This is a genomic window from Parabacteroides sp. 52 (genome assembly GCF_010500925.1).
Lineage (GTDB): Bacteria > Bacteroidota > Bacteroidia > Bacteroidales > Tannerellaceae > QVMG01.
This window is the reverse complement of record NZ_QVMG01000009.1, coordinates 79,753-95,532: the sequence shown is the minus strand read 5'-3', so window position 1 is coordinate 95,532 and position 15,780 is coordinate 79,753. Positions and strand designations below refer to the sequence as shown.

Here is a 15,780-nt window from a genome sequence, read left to right as displayed (position 1 = left end):
AGGGTATCGGGGTACTAAGGTAAGAAGGGATTCTGATAAAAGCAAATCCTTTGTTTATTGATTCTTACGGATCAATTCTGCCGATTGATATTCGTCGGACAGATAGGTCTCGATATGACGTTTCTTTTTGTCCTCCAGGATCTCGTCGATGGCTATCAGGATGCCGGTTTCTTCCACTTCGCCGAACTCATGGTTGATGGCAGTGCCGAATACGCGCATTTTGGGCGAAAGACTCATGTAGGCATTGACCAGCGGGGGCACGTTGATATCGAATTTACGTACTTCCTGATTTAATACCTTGTAATTGTCTTTGAAGTTGTCGAAATGAAACAGTTGTTTCATCTTGTCAATATCCGTATTTGTCTGCAAAGGACAAACAGGGGTAATCAGTTTGTCGGGATCCGGGAAATGCCGTCCCAGGAAATACAATATCATATTCCGGGCATCGGTATTATAGGTGTTGTACATGGTTACCTTGCCGAAATAATATTTCAATGTCGGGTCCACCACGGACAGGGCGCCCAGTCCGTCCCATAGATTATCCAAGATGAACAACCCTTTTTTGGATCCTTCGCGGGTTGCCTGAAACTCCAGCGTGACAAATGAACGGCCCAGTTCTACGGTATAAGGGAGATATTCTTTGATGAATTCATCGGAAAAATGGAATAGGTGCGCCGTAGCCAGAAGAGGTTTGCCTGCCTCGTCGAACCGTACATCGCTGCCGCATAAAAAACGATAACCACCCAATATCTGTTCGTCTTCGGGGCTCCATACAACCAGTTGGCGGTAGGCGTCTTCCATGGTGTCGAATTCGTCAATATCAACCGGTTGTCCTGTTCCGCCGCCGTATTCCCGGAAGGCGATTTCCCGCAACCGGCCAATCTCCTGCATGACGTTAGGCGAATCGTGCGCTGTGATGATATAGATCTCGTTTTGAGATTTATTGGTGCTGCGAAGCATTTTCTCTTTGGTGAGCTCTGCTTTCAGTAAAGCGCGATCTATGGGTTTGATGATCTCTTGCATATGGTGTTTGTGTGTTATTGCTTTTTCAATCCGTAAGCTGTTTTTTTCACCCATTCGGCCCATTCTTCGGGTTTCTTGCTCTTGTCGAATGTCTGCCAGGGTATGGGTTTGCCAAAATAAATACGATACGTGGCCCGTTTGCTTTTGAAGACCTCGTCCGAAAGATACAACATTTCGTAATTCATTTTTATGCCCAGTCGGGTACGTATATTGGCCAGGTTGTAAAAGAAGTTCGAGTTTTTCCCCTCGAAATAGATGGGAACAATATCCCGTTGGTATGCCACGGCTTTCTGGATGAATGATTTTTTCCATTCCAGGTCGACAATTTTCCCTTTGTTTTTGCGCGAGCAAAGCCCTGCGGGGAAAGTAATCATCTGGTTGTCGGAGCGGTACGCTTCGTCTGTCAGTATGGCTGTCTGTTTGGCCTGCTTGCCGTGTTTGTTGATCGGAATAAAGATGGAACGCAGGTTGGGAATGAAAAGTAGGAGGTCGTTAACAAAGTATCTGATCTTCCCTTCATAATGTTTTCCCAGGATGGCCGAAAGGCATATCCCGTCGAGCCCGCCCAATGGGTGGTTGGACGCAAAGATAAACCGTCCTTCGGCCGGCAGATTTTCTTCTCCTTCTACTTCCAGTGTGAGTTCGAAATAGTCAATAAGCTTCAGCATAAAGTCCACGCCATCGTCTTCGTGAAAAGTCGTCAGGATATAGTTCAATTCATCCTGATGGACAATCCGGATCAGGTAATTGAGTAAGAAGCCCGGTAACTTTTTGGCGATGGACGGGGCTTTCGTCTGTAAGATCTGTTTTATATCGATGTATTTCGTTCTCTTTTCTTGCTTCATTCCATGCGAGCTAATGGATGTACAAATATAGTATATAAAAACAAAATGGCATGCTTTCGTGCCCTTTTTTCCTTGCTGTGGAGACTTTTCTGTTCCTTTGCTTTTTGCCGGGTGTTTTTTGTTGCCGATGCGCATCGGCAATATTGACGATGCTGTTCAGCAATATTGCCGATGGGCATCAGCAATATTGTCGAAGCCCATCGGCAACAGAATATCCTCTCGTTTCTTCATTTATCTGTTGAAAACTTTTTCTTCTTTTTTTTACCTAAAATTTGGATCGTATAAAGAGAATGTAGTATTTTTACAAACGATATCGTAATGTATTTGCGTATCAGGCAACTAAGTGGGTTTATTTTAAGGAATGGTTTAAGATGAGTGAGTCGGAAATGTGTTATCATGTACCTGTCCTCTTGAGGGAGAGTTTGGATGGTTTGAACATCCAGTCTTCGGGTGTGTATGTCGATGTTACTTTCGGCGGGGGAGGCCATTCCCGTGAAATCTTGAATTGTTTGGGTGCTGACGGGCGATTGTATGGCTTTGATCAGGATGCGGATGCGGAGCAGAATATATTGGCTGATCCGCGTTTTGTGTTTGTACGAAGCAACTTTCGCTTTTTGTATAATTTCATGCGTTATCACGATGAAGTAGGGGAGGTCTGCGGACTTCTGGCCGACCTGGGTGTTTCGTCTCATCATTTCGATGCGAAAGAAAGGGGTTTTTCTTTCCGTTTCGACGGAGCCCTGGATATGCGGATGAACAGTCGTGCCGGACGGACGGCTGCCGATGTTTTGAATGAGTATACTGAATCGCAATTGGCCGACCTGTTTTATCTCTATGGCGAATTGAAGGTGTCGCGGCGGTTGGCTGCGTTCTTGGTAAAAAGGCGGCAGGAGAAAAAGTTCGAAACGATAGAGGATCTTTTGGAAGCGGTAAAGCCTTTTACGGGAAAAGATAAAGAAAAGAAATTTTTGGCGCAGGTCTTTCAGGCGTTACGCATAGAGGTGAACGACGAAATGCGTGCGTTGCGGGAGATGTTGCAACAAGCCCTGTTGGTGTTGAAGCCGGGAGGGCGTTTGGTGGTTATAACCTATCATTCGTTGGAGGATCGCCTGGTAAAGAATTTCCTGAAGACAGGGAATTTCGAAGGAAAGAGTGAGCAGGACTTTTACGGAAATGTGCAGAGCCCTTTCCGTTTGGTTCATAACAAAGTGATCGTGCCTTCCGCGGAAGAGGTAGAGCGTAACCCGCGTTCCCGTTCGGCGAAGCTGCGTATCGCAGAGCGGTTGTGATACCGTGTCTGCTGTCTGTCTTGTATCTGGTGTTTGTCAATGAGTTGCTAAAGCAATAGAGGGATTATGGAAGAGAACATACAACAACCGAAAAAAACAAAAAAGAAGGAAAAACGCCTTTCTCTCTTGTATATTTTAGGCGGTGGGATTCTGAAGGAAGACTTTGTCGTGAAGCATACGCGTATGATTGTCTTGATTGTGATCCTGCTCTTTTTTTTTATCGGGAACCGGTATACCTGTCTGCAAAAACTGCGGGAGATAGACCAGTTGCAACAGAAGCTGCGGGATGTGCGTTTTGAAGCCTTGTCGATCTCTTCTACCCTGACGGGGCACAGTCGGCAGTCTCAGATTGAATCTCTTATTGAAGAACAGGGTGTCGATTTGGAAACGGCCAAGACGCCAGCCTATGAATTGTATAGATAGTTATGTCGGAAGAAGAAGAAAAAAAAGAATCCCCCCAGAAAGTACCGGGTAATAATCGCATATTATTCTGTTATTTTGTGGTGGTTGTCTTGTTGGGACTGATCGCTGTGGGCATCGTTCTCCGTGCTTTCGATACCGCCTTTGTCGAAAAAGAAAAGTGGCTGAAGGTGGCCGAGAGCCAGAAACGTCCGGACCGTTTGATTCTTCCCGGGCGTGGAAATATCTATTCGTGTGATGGGAAATTGATGGCCACCAGTGTGCCACGTTATAATTTGTATATCGACTTTCGTGCCGATGGTTTACAGGTCGATACCTTCCTGTATTCGAAAGCCAATGGGGTCGATTCATTGGCTGTGTATCTCTCTCGTAAGTTGAAAGACAAGACGCCTGCAGGATATAAAAAACATTTATTGAGTGGGTTGAAAAGTAAGAGTCGCCAATATCCCGTCTGCAAACAACGGGTCTCCTATGCCGACCTGAAAGAGATACAGAAATACCCTTTTTTGCGGTTGAACCGGTTCAAAAGCGGATTTTATACCAAAGAGATGGTGCAGCGTGAGAAGCCCTTCGGCACCCTGGCGTCCCGGACCATCGGAGATATCTATGGCGAATTGGAGACGAGTGGTGTGTCGAAAGGCAAAAACGGGCTCGAATTGCAATATGACTCCTTGTTGCGCGGAGAGGCCGGCTTGAGTTCGGTCCGTCGCCTGGGAGGGGGATGGACGAATGTGACGGAGATCGAACCGGTGAACGGCATGGACATCCGCTCGACGATTGATATAAACATACAGGATATCACCGAGAAATCCCTGGTGGATAAATTGAAAGAAATTGATGCCGAATCGGGTACGGCCGTAGTCATGGAAGTGGCTACCGGAGAGATCAAAGCCATTACCAATATGGGGCGTATCCGGGAAGGGGTATACGGAGAGACGAAGAATCATGCGGTGGCAGATGAGATAGAACCAGGCTCGACATTCAAAGTGGCCTCCATCATGGTAGCCCTCGAAGATGGGGTTTGCCAGCCCGGGGATACGGTCGATGTGGGAAACGGGGTCTATATGTATGCCGGTGCCCGTATGACCGACCACAACCTGAACCGGGGTGGTTACGGACGGATCTCGGTGGAACAGGCGATTTGGTATTCCTCCAATATCGGCGTGGCCAAGGTTATCTTGAAAGGCTATAACAACAATCCGACAAAATTTGTGGAAGGCTTGTATCGTATCGGGATGAATGCCGATCTGCGGTTGGAGATACCGGGGGCCGGACGTTCCAAGATACGTATGCCTAACGATTCGCTTCGCTATTGGTCGAAGACCACCTTGCCCTGGATGTCGTTCGGCTATGAAACACAAGTACCTCCCATCAGTACCCTTACCTTCTTCAATGCCATCGCCAATAACGGAAAGATGGTGCGTCCTATGTTTACAAAAGACATCTCCCACAATGGAAAGGTCATACAGACCTTCTCTACCGAAGTGTTGAAATCATCTATCTGCTCGGAACGTACCTTGCGTATGATACAGGATATGTTGGTCGGGGTGGTTGAGAAAGGAACAGGAGGCGCTGTGCGTTCGGACCGGATCCGTATTGCAGGAAAGACCGGGACGGCACAGATTGCCACAGGAGGAGTCTATCGTACCAGTGGGCACCAGGTCGCTTTTTGCGGCTATTTCCCTGTTGAGAACCCACAGTACAGCTGTATTGTGGTGATCCGGCGACCCCGTATCGGTTATGCTTCCGGTGGAACCATGTCGGGGGGAGTGGTTAAGAATATTGCGGAAAAGATCTATGCCAGTGAAATGGTGTTTGATATACGGGATATAGCTCCCGACTCCCTGGCAGTGATGCTTCCGGCGGTTAAAGGAGGCGAACAGCGGGCGGTAGAGAATGTATTGAAACGTTTCGATGTCAACTATGAAAAAGAAGACCTGGAAGACTCCTGGGTGTTGGTCGCCAAAGAGGAAGAGACCGATCAGGTCAAACTGAGTGAATTATCTATCCACGAAGGCCTGGTACCCCGTGTGGTAGGGATGGGAGCGAAAGATGCGGTGTATCTTCTGGAGAAGGCCGGCTTGCGCGTTTCTCTCTCCGGGATGGGGAAGGTTGTTTCGCAAAATATACCACCCGGGCACAAAGTATCGAAAGGACAAACAATTTCTATCACATTGAAATAAAGCATGGAATTAAAGAAGATAATAGAAGTATTGGATCGTCCGGTAACGGAGGGAGATCTCTCTGTTTCTGTCACAGGGATTCAGTCGGATTCGCGGAAGGTCGAGAAAGGAACCTTGTTTGTGGCTGTCAGAGGTACGGTTGTTGATGGGCATGACTATATACAGAGTGCTTTGCAAAAAGGAGCAGCGGCTATTGTATGTGAAGAGATCCCTTTATTATCCATAGAAAAAAAGAATGCTTCGCATCCGGTATTTATCCGGGTGAAAGACTCAGCAGAGGCCTTGGGTAAATTGGCTTCTCAATGGTATGGGAATCCTTCTTCCCGGTTGACTCTGGTAGGGGTGACGGGAACGAACGGGAAAACAACCGTTGCTACGCTTTTGTATGAAATGTTCCGTATGATGGGCCATAAGGTCGGTTTGCTCTCTACCGTCTGCAATTATGTGGATGACGAGGCTGTGCCGACGGAGCATACCACGCCGGATGCCATCACGCTGCAAGCTCTGTTGGCCCGGATGGTGGCCGCCGGATGCACCTATGCTTTTATGGAAGTCAGCTCGCATGCGATCGATCAGCAACGGATCAGCGGACTCTCTTTCGACGGGGGTATATTCACCAACCTCACCCGTGACCATATGGACTATCATGTGACGGTTGAAAACTATCTGAAGGCCAAGAAGACGTTCTTTGACAACCTCCCTGTTTCGGCTTTTGCCCTGACCAATATAGATGATAAAGCCGGACCGGTGATGTGCCAGAATACAGCGGCCCGTAAGTTGACTTATTCCTTGCGTACCCTGGCCGACTTCAAAGGAAAAATACAAGAGTCTCATTTGGAAGGGACAGAGATGATTATTAATGGGACAGAGGTGTTCGTGCATTTTGTCGGACGTTTCAATGCCTACAACCTATTGGCTGTCTATGGGGCGGCTGTCTCTTTGGGGAAAAAACCGGAAGAGGTCTTGTTGGTGTTAAGCGCCCTGCGTTCTGTTTCCGGTAGGTTCGAGACCATCCCTTCTCCCCGTGGGTACATGGCCATCGTGGATTATGCCCATACGCCGGATGCGTTGACGAATGTGTTGAATACCATCCGGGAGGTATTGGACGGAAGAGGCCGTCTGTTTACCGTGGTAGGTGCCGGTGGAAACCGGGACAAAGGGAAACGCCCTTTGATGGCTAAAGAAGCTGTACGATGGAGCGATCAGGTGATCCTCACTTCGGATAATCCCCGTATGGAAGAACCGGATGCCATCATTCAGGATATGCTGGCCGGCCTCTCTGTCGGTGAACAGCAGGAGGTGCTTTGCATCTCCGACCGGGCACAGGCTATCAAGACGGCTGTCATGTTGGCAAAAAAAGGAGATGTGATCCTGGTTGCCGGAAAAGGACATGAAGATTATCAGGATGTGAAAGGTGTAAAAATACATTTTGACGACAGAGAGAAATTACGGGAACTATTTGCAACACAACAATCATAAAAAACAATATAAACGATTATGTTATATTACCTCTTTACGTATCTGGATCAATTGGATCTGCCTGGAGCGGGGATGTTTAAATATATCTCCTTCCGATCCGGCCTGGCATTGATTCTTTCTCTTTTTATCTCGACAACGATCGGGCGCCGTATCATCGACAAATTGCGCAGACTCCAGATCGGAGAGACGGTGCGTGACTTGGGCCTGGAAGGGCAATACAGTAAGAAAGGAACGCCGACAATGGGAGGAATCATTATCATCATTGCCATACTTATTCCTACCCTCTTATGTGCCCGGTTGGATAATATCTACCTGTTGTTGATGGGAGTGACCACCCTATGGCTTGGCTTGATAGGCTTTCTGGACGATTACATCAAAGTGTTCAAAAAAGATAAAGAAGGCTTGCAGGGACGTTTCAAGGTGATCGGGCAGGTCGGACTGGGACTGATTGTCGGCATGGTGCTTTATATCAGCCCCGATGTGGTTATCCGTGAGAATGTGGAGGTTTACAATGGAGAGGAAATAGAAGATGTACATTATCATGCGGAGGGGACCAAGTCTACAAAGACCACCATCCCTTTTATGAAAAACAATAACTTCGACTATGCTCAGCTTGTCGACTGGGCCGGTGACTATAAAGAACCGGCTGCATGGATTGTCTTTATCCTGGTGGTTATCTTTATCGTGACGGCTGTATCCAATGGAGCCAACCTGACGGACGGATTGGATGGGCTGGCGGCAGGGAGCTCGGCTATCATCGGGGTAGCCTTGGGGATCCTGGCTTATATGTCGTCGCATATCGAATTTGCCTCGTTCCTGAATATTATGTTTATTCCGGGTGCGGAGGAACTGGTGATATTTGCGGCCGCTTTCATTGGGGCAACCGTCGGTTTTCTATGGTATAACTCTTTCCCGGCCCAGGTGTTTATGGGAGATACGGGCAGTTTGACTCTGGGTGGTATCATTGCTGTTTTTGCGATTATCATCCGCAAAGAATTATTGATACCCATCCTCTGCGGTATTTTCCTGGCAGAAAGCCTTACGGTTATGCTGCAGGTGTTCTATTTCAAATATACGAAGAGGAAGTACGGAGAAGGACGCCGGATCTTTAAAATGACACCTTTGCACCATCATTTCCAGAAGCCCGGCAATGCGGGTATACAAGCATTGATTCAGAAACCGTTCAATGTGGTTCCCGAGTCGAAGATCGTGGTGCGTTTCTGGTTGATAGGTATTATCCTGGCTGCAATAACGATTGTGACATTGAAGATGCGATAAGAAAGATGAAAAAACGTATTGTCATATTAGGCGGGGGGGAAAGCGGCACAGGAGCTGCTGTCTTGGCCCAGAAAGAAGGATTCGATGTCTTTTTATCCGATCTTTCTATTATTCCGTTGAAATACAAAGAGATGTTGAACCAGCGGAATATACCCTGGGAAGAAGGAAAACATACGGAGGAACTTATCCTGTCTGCCGACGAAGTGATCAAAAGTCCGGGGATACCGGATAAAGCTCCGTTGATAAAGAAACTCAGGGAATCAGGGACGTCTATCGTGTCTGAGATTGAATTTGCCGGCCGGTATACGGATGCCAAAATGATCTGTATCACCGGTAGTAACGGGAAAACGACAACGACCATGCTCACCTGGCACCTGTTGAAAGAGGCTGGACTGGATGTGGGTTTGGCAGGAAACGTAGGATATAGCCTTGCCTATCAGGTGGCGGAAGATCCTCATAGGTATTATGTGATCGAACTCAGTAGTTTTCAGTTGGATAATATGTATGATTTCAAGGCTGATATAGCTGTGTTATTGAATATAACCCCCGATCATCTGGATCGGTATAATTATGAAATGCAAAATTATGTGGATGCGAAATTTCGTATCCTGCAAAACCAAACCTCGGCGGATGCTTTTATCTACTGGAACGATGATCCGATTATCGCCCGGGAGATAGAAAAACATCATCCGCAGGCAACTCTTTATCCCTTTGGACTTACACCGAAAGAAGGCCTGAAGGGATATACGGAAAATAACAAACTAATCATTGACACTTTAAACGGTATATTTACTATGGATGAGGATTTATTGGCGTTGACGGGTACGCATAATTTATATAATTCGTTGGCCTCGGGTATTACTGCCAAGGTGTTAGATATTCAGAATGAGAATATCAGAGCCTCCCTGAGTGATTTTACAGGTGTCGCACACCGGCTGGAAAAGGTAGCGCGTGTGCGGGGAGTCGACTATATCAATGACTCGAAAGCGACGAATGTCAATTCCTGTTGGTATGCTTTAGGCAGTATGCAGACAAAGGTTGTTTTGATATTGGGAGGTACGGATAAAGGAAATGACTATGCCGAAATAGAAGAGCTTGTGCGGAAAAAGGTACGGGCATTGATCTTCCTGGGTATAGACAATAATAAACTGCATGATTTCTTTGATGGCAAAGTGCCTGTGACCGAAGAGGCCCACTCCATGGAAGAAGCGGTGGCGAAAGCATACCGGCTGGCAGAGAAAGGGGATACGGTTTTATTGTCTCCCTGTTGTGCCAGTTTCGACCTCTTTGAAAACTATGAGGACAGGGGAGACCAGTTTAAACAATGTGTTCGCAACCTGTGAAATAACCCTTAAGGCGTAATACGATGGATTTAGCAAGTAAATTATTCAGAGGCGACCGGGTGATATGGGTGATATTCATGTTCCTCTGTCTTATATCGGTGGTGGAGGTCTTTAGTGCGACCAGCACATTGACGTATAAAGGGACAGCCAACCATTGGGGACCGATTGTGCGGCATGCTACCTTTCTTTTGGGTGGTTTTGTTCTGATCCTGTTGATCCACAATGTGCCTTATCGTTTTTTTCCGATTCTGATATTGTTACTGCCTGTATCCATCGGCATGCTTATCCTGACGCCTTTTATCGGGATTGGCGCCAACGATGCCCATCGGTGGATGGAACTGTTTGGTATTCAGTTTCAACCCTCGGAGTTTGCGAAGCTCTCTTTGTTGGTGTTTGTCTCATTCATGTTGAGTAAGCGGAGTCGGTTTTCGGAAGATCAGATATTTAAATACATTCTCATTGTGGCAGCCGTGACCTGTCTGCTTATTTTGCCGGAGAACTTTTCAACGGCTCTTATGCTGTTCGGTATTGTCTTTATGTTGATGTTTATCGGTCAGGTGCCCTTCCTGAAGTTGTTGAAGCTGGGTGGGGTCTTGTTACTTGCCGGGGTGTTGTTCATCGTATTGTTGCGCTTTACCCCCGAAGATGTGACAAAGTATCTGCCGGACCGTTTCAGCACCTGGCAAGCTCGTATGGAACGTTTCTTTGAACCACAGGAGGCGGGGGTGGAGCAACATGCGATTCCTAAAATTACGGACGATAATTACCAGGTGTACCATGCAAAGATTGCCATAGCCCGCGGGGGTGTCTTTGGGAAACTGCCCGGACATAGCTTACAACGGGATTTTCTGCCGCAGGCATATTCCGATTTTATTTATGCGATCATCATTGAAGAGTTGGGAATGGTAGGAGGACTCTTTGTCTTGTTATTATATGTGATGTTGTTGGTACGTGCCGGTATGATTGCCAGGCGATGTGAAAAGCCGTTTGCCAAGTATCTGGTATTGGGCTGTGGATTGGTGATCGTCGTGCAGGCATTTGCCAATATGGCCGTTGCGGTCGATCTTATTCCGGTGACGGGACAACCTTTGCCTCTGGTGAGTCGGGGGGGGACTTCTACGCTTATCACCTGTATCTATTTCGGTGTGGTCCTGAGTATCAGTCGTTTTGGAGCCGGTATGGGCAATGAAGAAGAAGAGAGGATAGAAGAAGAGACAGAGCAGATAGAAGAAGATCCGCAGGAAGGAAATGAAGAGGCGGAGGCGGAAGAACTGGCTGTCCTTCTGGATGTAGAAGAAGTAGAAACAATAGAAGAAGAAAAGATATGAGACCCTATAGACTGATAATAAGTGGCGGGGGCACGGGGGGGCATATTTTCCCGGCTATATCCATCGCAAATACAGTGAAGCAGCGTTATCCAGATGCAGAGATCCTTTTTATCGGTGCAGAAGACCGGATGGAGATGGAGAAAGTGCCTGCGGCAGGATATCAGATCATCGGATTGCCTGTCTGCGGACTGGATAGAGCCCATCTCTTAAAGAATTTCAAGGTGATGATGCGTTTGCAGAAAAGCCTGAGGCTGGCCAAAAAAATCATCCGGGAATTCAAACCCGATATAGCGATAGGCGTAGGAGGATATGCCAGTGGACCGACACTCTGGGCGGCAGCTTCGGCAGGAGTTCCTACCCTTATCCAGGAGCAAAATTCCTATGCAGGAGTTACCAACAAACTCTTGGCTCGCAAGGCCGCTAAGATATGTGTGGCTTATGACGGGATGCAGAAGTTTTTCCCGGCAGAGAAATTGATACTGACCGGAAATCCGGTGCGCAGTGACCTGGAAAAGGCTGTCGGGAAAAAGGAGGAGGCGATGTCTTTTTTTGGTCTCTCTCCGGAAAAGAAAACAATACTTGTCGTAGGGGGGAGTTTGGGTGCCCGTACGATAAACCGAAGCATACAGAAACACCTGGATATGTTTGTGGCTGCCGACGTACAGCTTATCTGGCAAACGGGACGTTCGTATGCCCAGGAGGCCCAAAACTGTTTGCAGGCGTATGAGCAGAAGGGTATCTGGTGCGCTGATTTTATAACCCGTATGGATTATGCGTATGAGGCGGCAGACCTGGTGATATCCCGGGCCGGTGCCAGTTCTATCTCTGAACTCTGCCTATTGAAGAAACCGGTTGTCTTGGTGCCTTCGCCGAATGTGTCGGAAGATCACCAGACCCAAAATGCCCTGGCTTTGGTTTATAAAGATGCCGCCCTGATGGTCGCTGACAAAGAAGCGGAAGAGCAGTTGGTCCCTGTGGCATTGAATGTGGTGGGGAACGACGAGCGGCTTCAGGCATTGCGTACGCATATAGGGTTGTTGGCTCAGCGGGACAGTGCCGGGCGGATAGTTGATGAAATAATACAAATGATCAATAGATAAATGGATATAAACAGCGTACAAAATATCTATTTCGTGGGAGCCGGAGGGATAGGCATGAGTGCCTTGATCCGTTATTTCCTGTCCAAGAACAAACGGGTGGGCGGATATGATAAAACACCTTCCGAGTTAACAGAAACATTGAATAAGGAGGGGGCCGAGATACATTATGAAGATAATGTCGAACGGATTCCGGTGTATTGCCAATCTCCTGCCACAACGTTGGTGATTTATACCCCGGCGGTACCGGATACACATACGGAGCTTACGTGGTTCCGCTCCCATGGCTTTGAAATAATGAAGCGGGCGCGTGTATTGGGAGAGATCACCCGTCATTCGCGGGGGTTATGTATTGCCGGTACGCATGGAAAGACAACGACTTCTTCTATGGTGGCTCATTTATTGAAACAGTCGCATGTGGACTGTAATGCTTTTCTCGGAGGGATACTGAAAGGGTATGAGAGTAATCTGATGCTTTCCGATAAAAGTGATTTGACCGTGATTGAGGCGGATGAGTTCGACCGTTCTTTCCATTGGCTGACTCCTTATATGGCTGTGATCACTTCGGCCGATCCGGATCACCTGGATATTTATGGAACGGCAGAGGCATATCGGGAGAGTTTTGAGAAATTTACTTCCCTGATTCGTCCGGACGGTTGTCTGTTGATGCGCCAAGGGATAGACGTAAGCCCTCGTCTACAGCCGGGTGTGAAGTTGTATACGTATTCGGCAGGTGACGGAGGTGATTTCCATGCGCAGCATATACGCGTAGGGAATGGAGAGATATTCTTTGATTTTGTAGGCCCCGATATTTGTATACCGGATGTGCAGTTAGGGGTGCCGATGAAAGTAAATATAGAAAATGGAGTGGCAGCTATGGCTATCGCCTGGTTGAATGGGGCTAAGCCGGAGGAACTGAAAACGGCTATGGCTGGTTTTGCCGGACCCCGGCGTCGCTTTGACTTTCAGTTGAAACAAGAAGATATCGTATTGATAGATGATTATGCACATCATCCGGCAGAGTTGAAAGCCAGTATATTGTCTGTGAAAGAATTGTATGCCGGGCGGAAAGTGACGGGTGTTTTTCAACCCCACCTTTATAGCCGGACGCGGGATTTTGCAGAGGCATTTGCTGCCAGCCTTTCTTTATTGGACGAATTGATTCTTTTGGATATTTATCCGGCCCGGGAAGAACCGATACCCGGAGTGGATGCACGATTAATCTTTGACAAGGTGACTTTGCATGATAAAACGCTTTGTTCGAAGCAGGAGTTGTTGACAAGGATGCGTCAAGGGAATTACGAAGTCGTTCTAATGGTGGGTGCCGGCGATATCGATCGCTTGGTCGTGCCTGTGAAGAACATACTGGAGGATAAAACAAACCGGATTTGTCCGGATTAAATAAGAGCGTATGGTTCGGTTTATTTCTGTATTGATCGCAGTCTTACTGTTGGGGTATATACTCTTTGCTTTTTTCTTCTTCCCGGAGAGAGAACAGGATATGATATGCCATGATTTGGAAGTGATTGTCAAAGATAGCCTGGATAAACACTTTGTCAATGAACAAGATATTCTTTCTCTCCTGAAGCGGGTGGAGCTCAATCCGATAGACAAACCGATGTCGGCAGTTAATACCGACCAGATAGAGACAGAACTATTAAAAAATCAAATGATTTCCAATGTGGAAGCGTACAAAACGCCTTCCGGAAAGATTAAATTGGAAGTAAAACAAAAAATCCCTATCTTGCGAATCCTTGGGACACAAGGGAGTTATTATGTGGATAATCAAGGCAGTATAATGCCGGTAAGTGCGCGTTATGTCGCATATGTGCCTGTGGTAAGCGGATATGTGGAAAAAGAGCTTGCCATGACTGACTTATACAAATTTGCGCTATTTTTGCAGAAGAATGATTTCTGGAATAATCAGATAGAGCAAGTCTATGTGCATCCGAATAAGGATATAGAACTCATTCCACGGGTGGGAAACCACCGCATTGTATTAGGTTCCTTCGATGGTTTTGAAGAGAAGCTGGATAATTTGCAGTTATTCTATAAACAAACAATCCCTAAGATGGGTTGGGAGAAGTATAGTATAATTAATTTAAAGTATAAGAATCAGATTGTTTGCACAAAAAAATAAACTATGGCATATACAGACTTTATAGCGGCTATTGATTTGGGTACATCCCGCCTGGTGGGGATGGTAGGGGTCAAGAATGCATCCGGTACACTGACGATTATAGCCCACGAGATGGAAGATGCTGGAGCCAGTATACGGAGAGGAAATGTTTTTAACATAGAAGAGACTGCCTCCAAGATTAAGAAACTTGTCTATAAACTGGAAACGCATCTGAACGGTTCCAAAATAGGGAAAGTATATGTAGGCACAGGAGGGCAATCCCTGCATTCCATCGATCATTCCATTGTGAAAGAAATGGAAGAGAATAGTGTGGTGACAGAGGAAATTATTGATATGTTCCTGGAAGAATGCCGCGCTTATAAACCGGAGATGCTGGATGTACTCGATATTGTCTCTCCTTCTTATTATGTGGATGGCAAACTGGAACCCCAACCGGTGGGTATCCCTTGTCAGACAATAGAAGCCCGCTTTAAATTGATCGTCGGACGTCCGTCCGTCAGACGCCATATAGAAAACAGTATTGCTGAAAGAGCGCAGGTCAAACTGGCCGGTATTCTTATCTCTCCTTTGGCTCTTGCCGAAGTGGTATTGAGTGAGAATGAAAAAGAATTGGGCTGTGCATTGATCAATTTTGGTGCCGGAGTGACTTCTCTAACGGTATACAAAGGGGGGAAATTGGTGAATATGAGTGTCATTCCTTTGGGAGGTAACTTGATAACAAAGGACTTGACTCGTCTTTATCTGGTGGAAACGGAAGCGGAGAAAGTAAAGATAATGTATGGCAATGCCCTGGAAGATAAAGAAAATGATACCTATATTCAGGTGAATTCGGTAGATGGCACAGGCATGCGTGAGATTGGTCTGGCAGATGTGAATATGGTGATTGAGTCACGCGTGAAAGAAATTCTTGAAAATGTATTTGCACAGTTGGAATCAGATGACCTGGTCAAAACATTAGGCGCCGGTGTCGTTATTACCGGTGGCGCTTCTTGTTTACGGAACCTGGCTGAGGTGATGCAGAAACGATTGAAGATGGAGGTGCGTTATGCCTCTGTGCGCAAAGGATTGGTAGAAAGAAGTGAGATCGCTTCGCTTTCTGATTATGCCGGTGCCTTAGGCTTGCTATTGCAGGGTACGGAGAATTGTGCGACCTACATCCCTCCCGTTGTTGAACAACCGGACACGCTTTTCCCGGAAATAGAAATAGAGGAGGAAAAGAAAACACCACCCAAAAAAGAAAAGAAAGATCCTGCGAAGAAGAAAGGTGGATTTAAAGATTTCTTTAATAAAGGAATCGATAAGATCGGAACTCTTTTCGATGAAGATGATATGCGATAAGAAAATCTGTGAATGCA

Annotated in this window: 13 protein-coding genes; 11 read left to right on the top strand and 2 right to left on the bottom strand. The window is 46.8% G+C overall.

Annotated features, from left to right (window positions below; translation table 11 throughout):
* Window positions 1–54: 54 nt before the first annotated feature.
* Both D0T51_RS07105 and D0T51_RS07100 read right to left on the bottom strand, forming a co-directional pair.
* The gene (locus D0T51_RS07105) at window positions 55–1,023 is read right to left on the bottom strand and encodes a GNAT family N-acetyltransferase (RefSeq protein WP_163727256.1); all 969 of its coding nucleotides are present in this window, start codon (window positions 1,021–1,023) and stop codon (window positions 55–57) included.
* Between the two features lie 14 nt (window positions 1,024–1,037).
* Window positions 1,038–1,868, bottom strand: coding sequence for a 1-acyl-sn-glycerol-3-phosphate acyltransferase (locus D0T51_RS07100; RefSeq protein ID WP_163727180.1), 831 nt, complete (start codon window positions 1,866–1,868; stop codon window positions 1,038–1,040).
* 371 nt (window positions 1,869–2,239) lie between these two features.
* Between D0T51_RS07100 and rsmH the strand changes: the two genes are divergently transcribed.
* From rsmH to ftsA, 11 genes are all read left to right on the top strand, one after another.
* Window positions 2,240–3,157 (top strand): 16S rRNA (cytosine(1402)-N(4))-methyltransferase RsmH, encoded by a 918-nt coding sequence (gene rsmH, locus D0T51_RS07095; protein WP_163727177.1) that lies wholly within the window; start codon window positions 2,240–2,242, stop codon window positions 3,155–3,157.
* Between the two features lie 66 nt (window positions 3,158–3,223).
* The gene (locus D0T51_RS07090) at window positions 3,224–3,580 is read left to right on the top strand and encodes an FtsL-like putative cell division protein (protein WP_163727174.1); all 357 of its coding nucleotides are present in this window, start codon (window positions 3,224–3,226) and stop codon (window positions 3,578–3,580) included.
* Between the two features lie 2 nt (window positions 3,581–3,582).
* Entirely contained in the window at window positions 3,583–5,760 is a 2,178-nt protein-coding gene (locus D0T51_RS07085; protein WP_163727171.1) for a penicillin-binding protein, read from the top strand.
* A gap of 3 nt (window positions 5,761–5,763) precedes the next feature.
* Entirely contained in the window at window positions 5,764–7,239 is a 1,476-nt protein-coding gene (locus D0T51_RS07080) for a UDP-N-acetylmuramoyl-L-alanyl-D-glutamate--2,6-diaminopimelate ligase (protein WP_163727168.1), read from the top strand.
* Between the two features lie 18 nt (window positions 7,240–7,257).
* The gene (gene mraY, locus D0T51_RS07075) at window positions 7,258–8,517 is read left to right on the top strand and encodes a phospho-N-acetylmuramoyl-pentapeptide-transferase (RefSeq protein WP_163727165.1); all 1,260 of its coding nucleotides are present in this window, start codon (window positions 7,258–7,260) and stop codon (window positions 8,515–8,517) included.
* 5 nt (window positions 8,518–8,522) lie between these two features.
* Window positions 8,523–9,860, top strand: a complete 1,338-nt coding sequence (murD, locus tag D0T51_RS07070) for a UDP-N-acetylmuramoyl-L-alanine--D-glutamate ligase (RefSeq protein ID WP_163727162.1) — start codon at window positions 8,523–8,525, stop codon at window positions 9,858–9,860.
* Window positions 9,861–9,883: 23 nt separating this feature from the next.
* A complete protein-coding gene (locus D0T51_RS07065; RefSeq protein WP_163727159.1) occupies window positions 9,884–11,188 on the top strand; it encodes an FtsW/RodA/SpoVE family cell cycle protein in 1,305 nt (434 codons plus the stop codon).
* Window positions 11,185–12,288 (top strand): undecaprenyldiphospho-muramoylpentapeptide beta-N-acetylglucosaminyltransferase, encoded by a 1,104-nt coding sequence (gene murG, locus D0T51_RS07060; protein WP_163727157.1) that lies wholly within the window; start codon window positions 11,185–11,187, stop codon window positions 12,286–12,288. Before D0T51_RS07065 ends, murG begins: the two co-directional genes overlap by 4 nt.
* Window positions 12,289–13,686, top strand: a complete 1,398-nt coding sequence (murC, locus tag D0T51_RS07055; protein ID WP_163727155.1) for a UDP-N-acetylmuramate--L-alanine ligase — start codon at window positions 12,289–12,291, stop codon at window positions 13,684–13,686.
* Between the two features lie 10 nt (window positions 13,687–13,696).
* On the top strand, window positions 13,697–14,425 hold the full coding sequence (locus tag D0T51_RS07050; protein WP_163727152.1) for a cell division protein FtsQ/DivIB: 729 nt from the start codon (window positions 13,697–13,699) through the stop codon (window positions 14,423–14,425).
* Between the two features lie 3 nt (window positions 14,426–14,428).
* A complete protein-coding gene (gene ftsA, locus D0T51_RS07045; RefSeq protein ID WP_163727148.1) occupies window positions 14,429–15,763 on the top strand; it encodes a cell division protein FtsA in 1,335 nt (444 codons plus the stop codon).
* Window positions 15,764–15,780 lie beyond the last annotated feature (17 nt).

What these genes read in the sequence shown, in the direction of transcription:
- D0T51_RS07105 (WP_163727256.1), bottom strand. Translation starts at nt 1,023, where the DNA reads ATGCAAGAGATCATCAAACCCATAGATCGCGCTTTACTGAAAGCAGAG.
- D0T51_RS07100 (WP_163727180.1), bottom strand. Translation starts at nt 1,868, where the DNA reads ATGAAGCAAGAAAAGAGAACGAAATACATCGATATAAAACAGATCTTA.
- rsmH (WP_163727177.1), top strand. Translation starts at nt 2,240, where the DNA reads ATGAGTGAGTCGGAAATGTGTTATCATGTACCTGTCCTCTTGAGGGAG.
- D0T51_RS07090 (WP_163727174.1), top strand. Translation starts at nt 3,224, where the DNA reads ATGGAAGAGAACATACAACAACCGAAAAAAACAAAAAAGAAGGAAAAA.
- D0T51_RS07085 (WP_163727171.1), top strand. Translation starts at nt 3,583, where the DNA reads ATGTCGGAAGAAGAAGAAAAAAAAGAATCCCCCCAGAAAGTACCGGGT.
- D0T51_RS07080 (WP_163727168.1), top strand. Translation starts at nt 5,764, where the DNA reads ATGGAATTAAAGAAGATAATAGAAGTATTGGATCGTCCGGTAACGGAG.
- mraY (WP_163727165.1), top strand. Translation starts at nt 7,258, where the DNA reads ATGTTATATTACCTCTTTACGTATCTGGATCAATTGGATCTGCCTGGA.
- murD (WP_163727162.1), top strand. Translation starts at nt 8,523, where the DNA reads ATGAAAAAACGTATTGTCATATTAGGCGGGGGGGAAAGCGGCACAGGA.
- D0T51_RS07065 (WP_163727159.1), top strand. Translation starts at nt 9,884, where the DNA reads ATGGATTTAGCAAGTAAATTATTCAGAGGCGACCGGGTGATATGGGTG.
- murG (WP_163727157.1), top strand. Translation starts at nt 11,185, where the DNA reads ATGAGACCCTATAGACTGATAATAAGTGGCGGGGGCACGGGGGGGCAT.
- murC (WP_163727155.1), top strand. Translation starts at nt 12,289, where the DNA reads ATGGATATAAACAGCGTACAAAATATCTATTTCGTGGGAGCCGGAGGG.
- D0T51_RS07050 (WP_163727152.1), top strand. Translation starts at nt 13,697, where the DNA reads ATGGTTCGGTTTATTTCTGTATTGATCGCAGTCTTACTGTTGGGGTAT.
- ftsA (WP_163727148.1), top strand. Translation starts at nt 14,429, where the DNA reads ATGGCATATACAGACTTTATAGCGGCTATTGATTTGGGTACATCCCGC.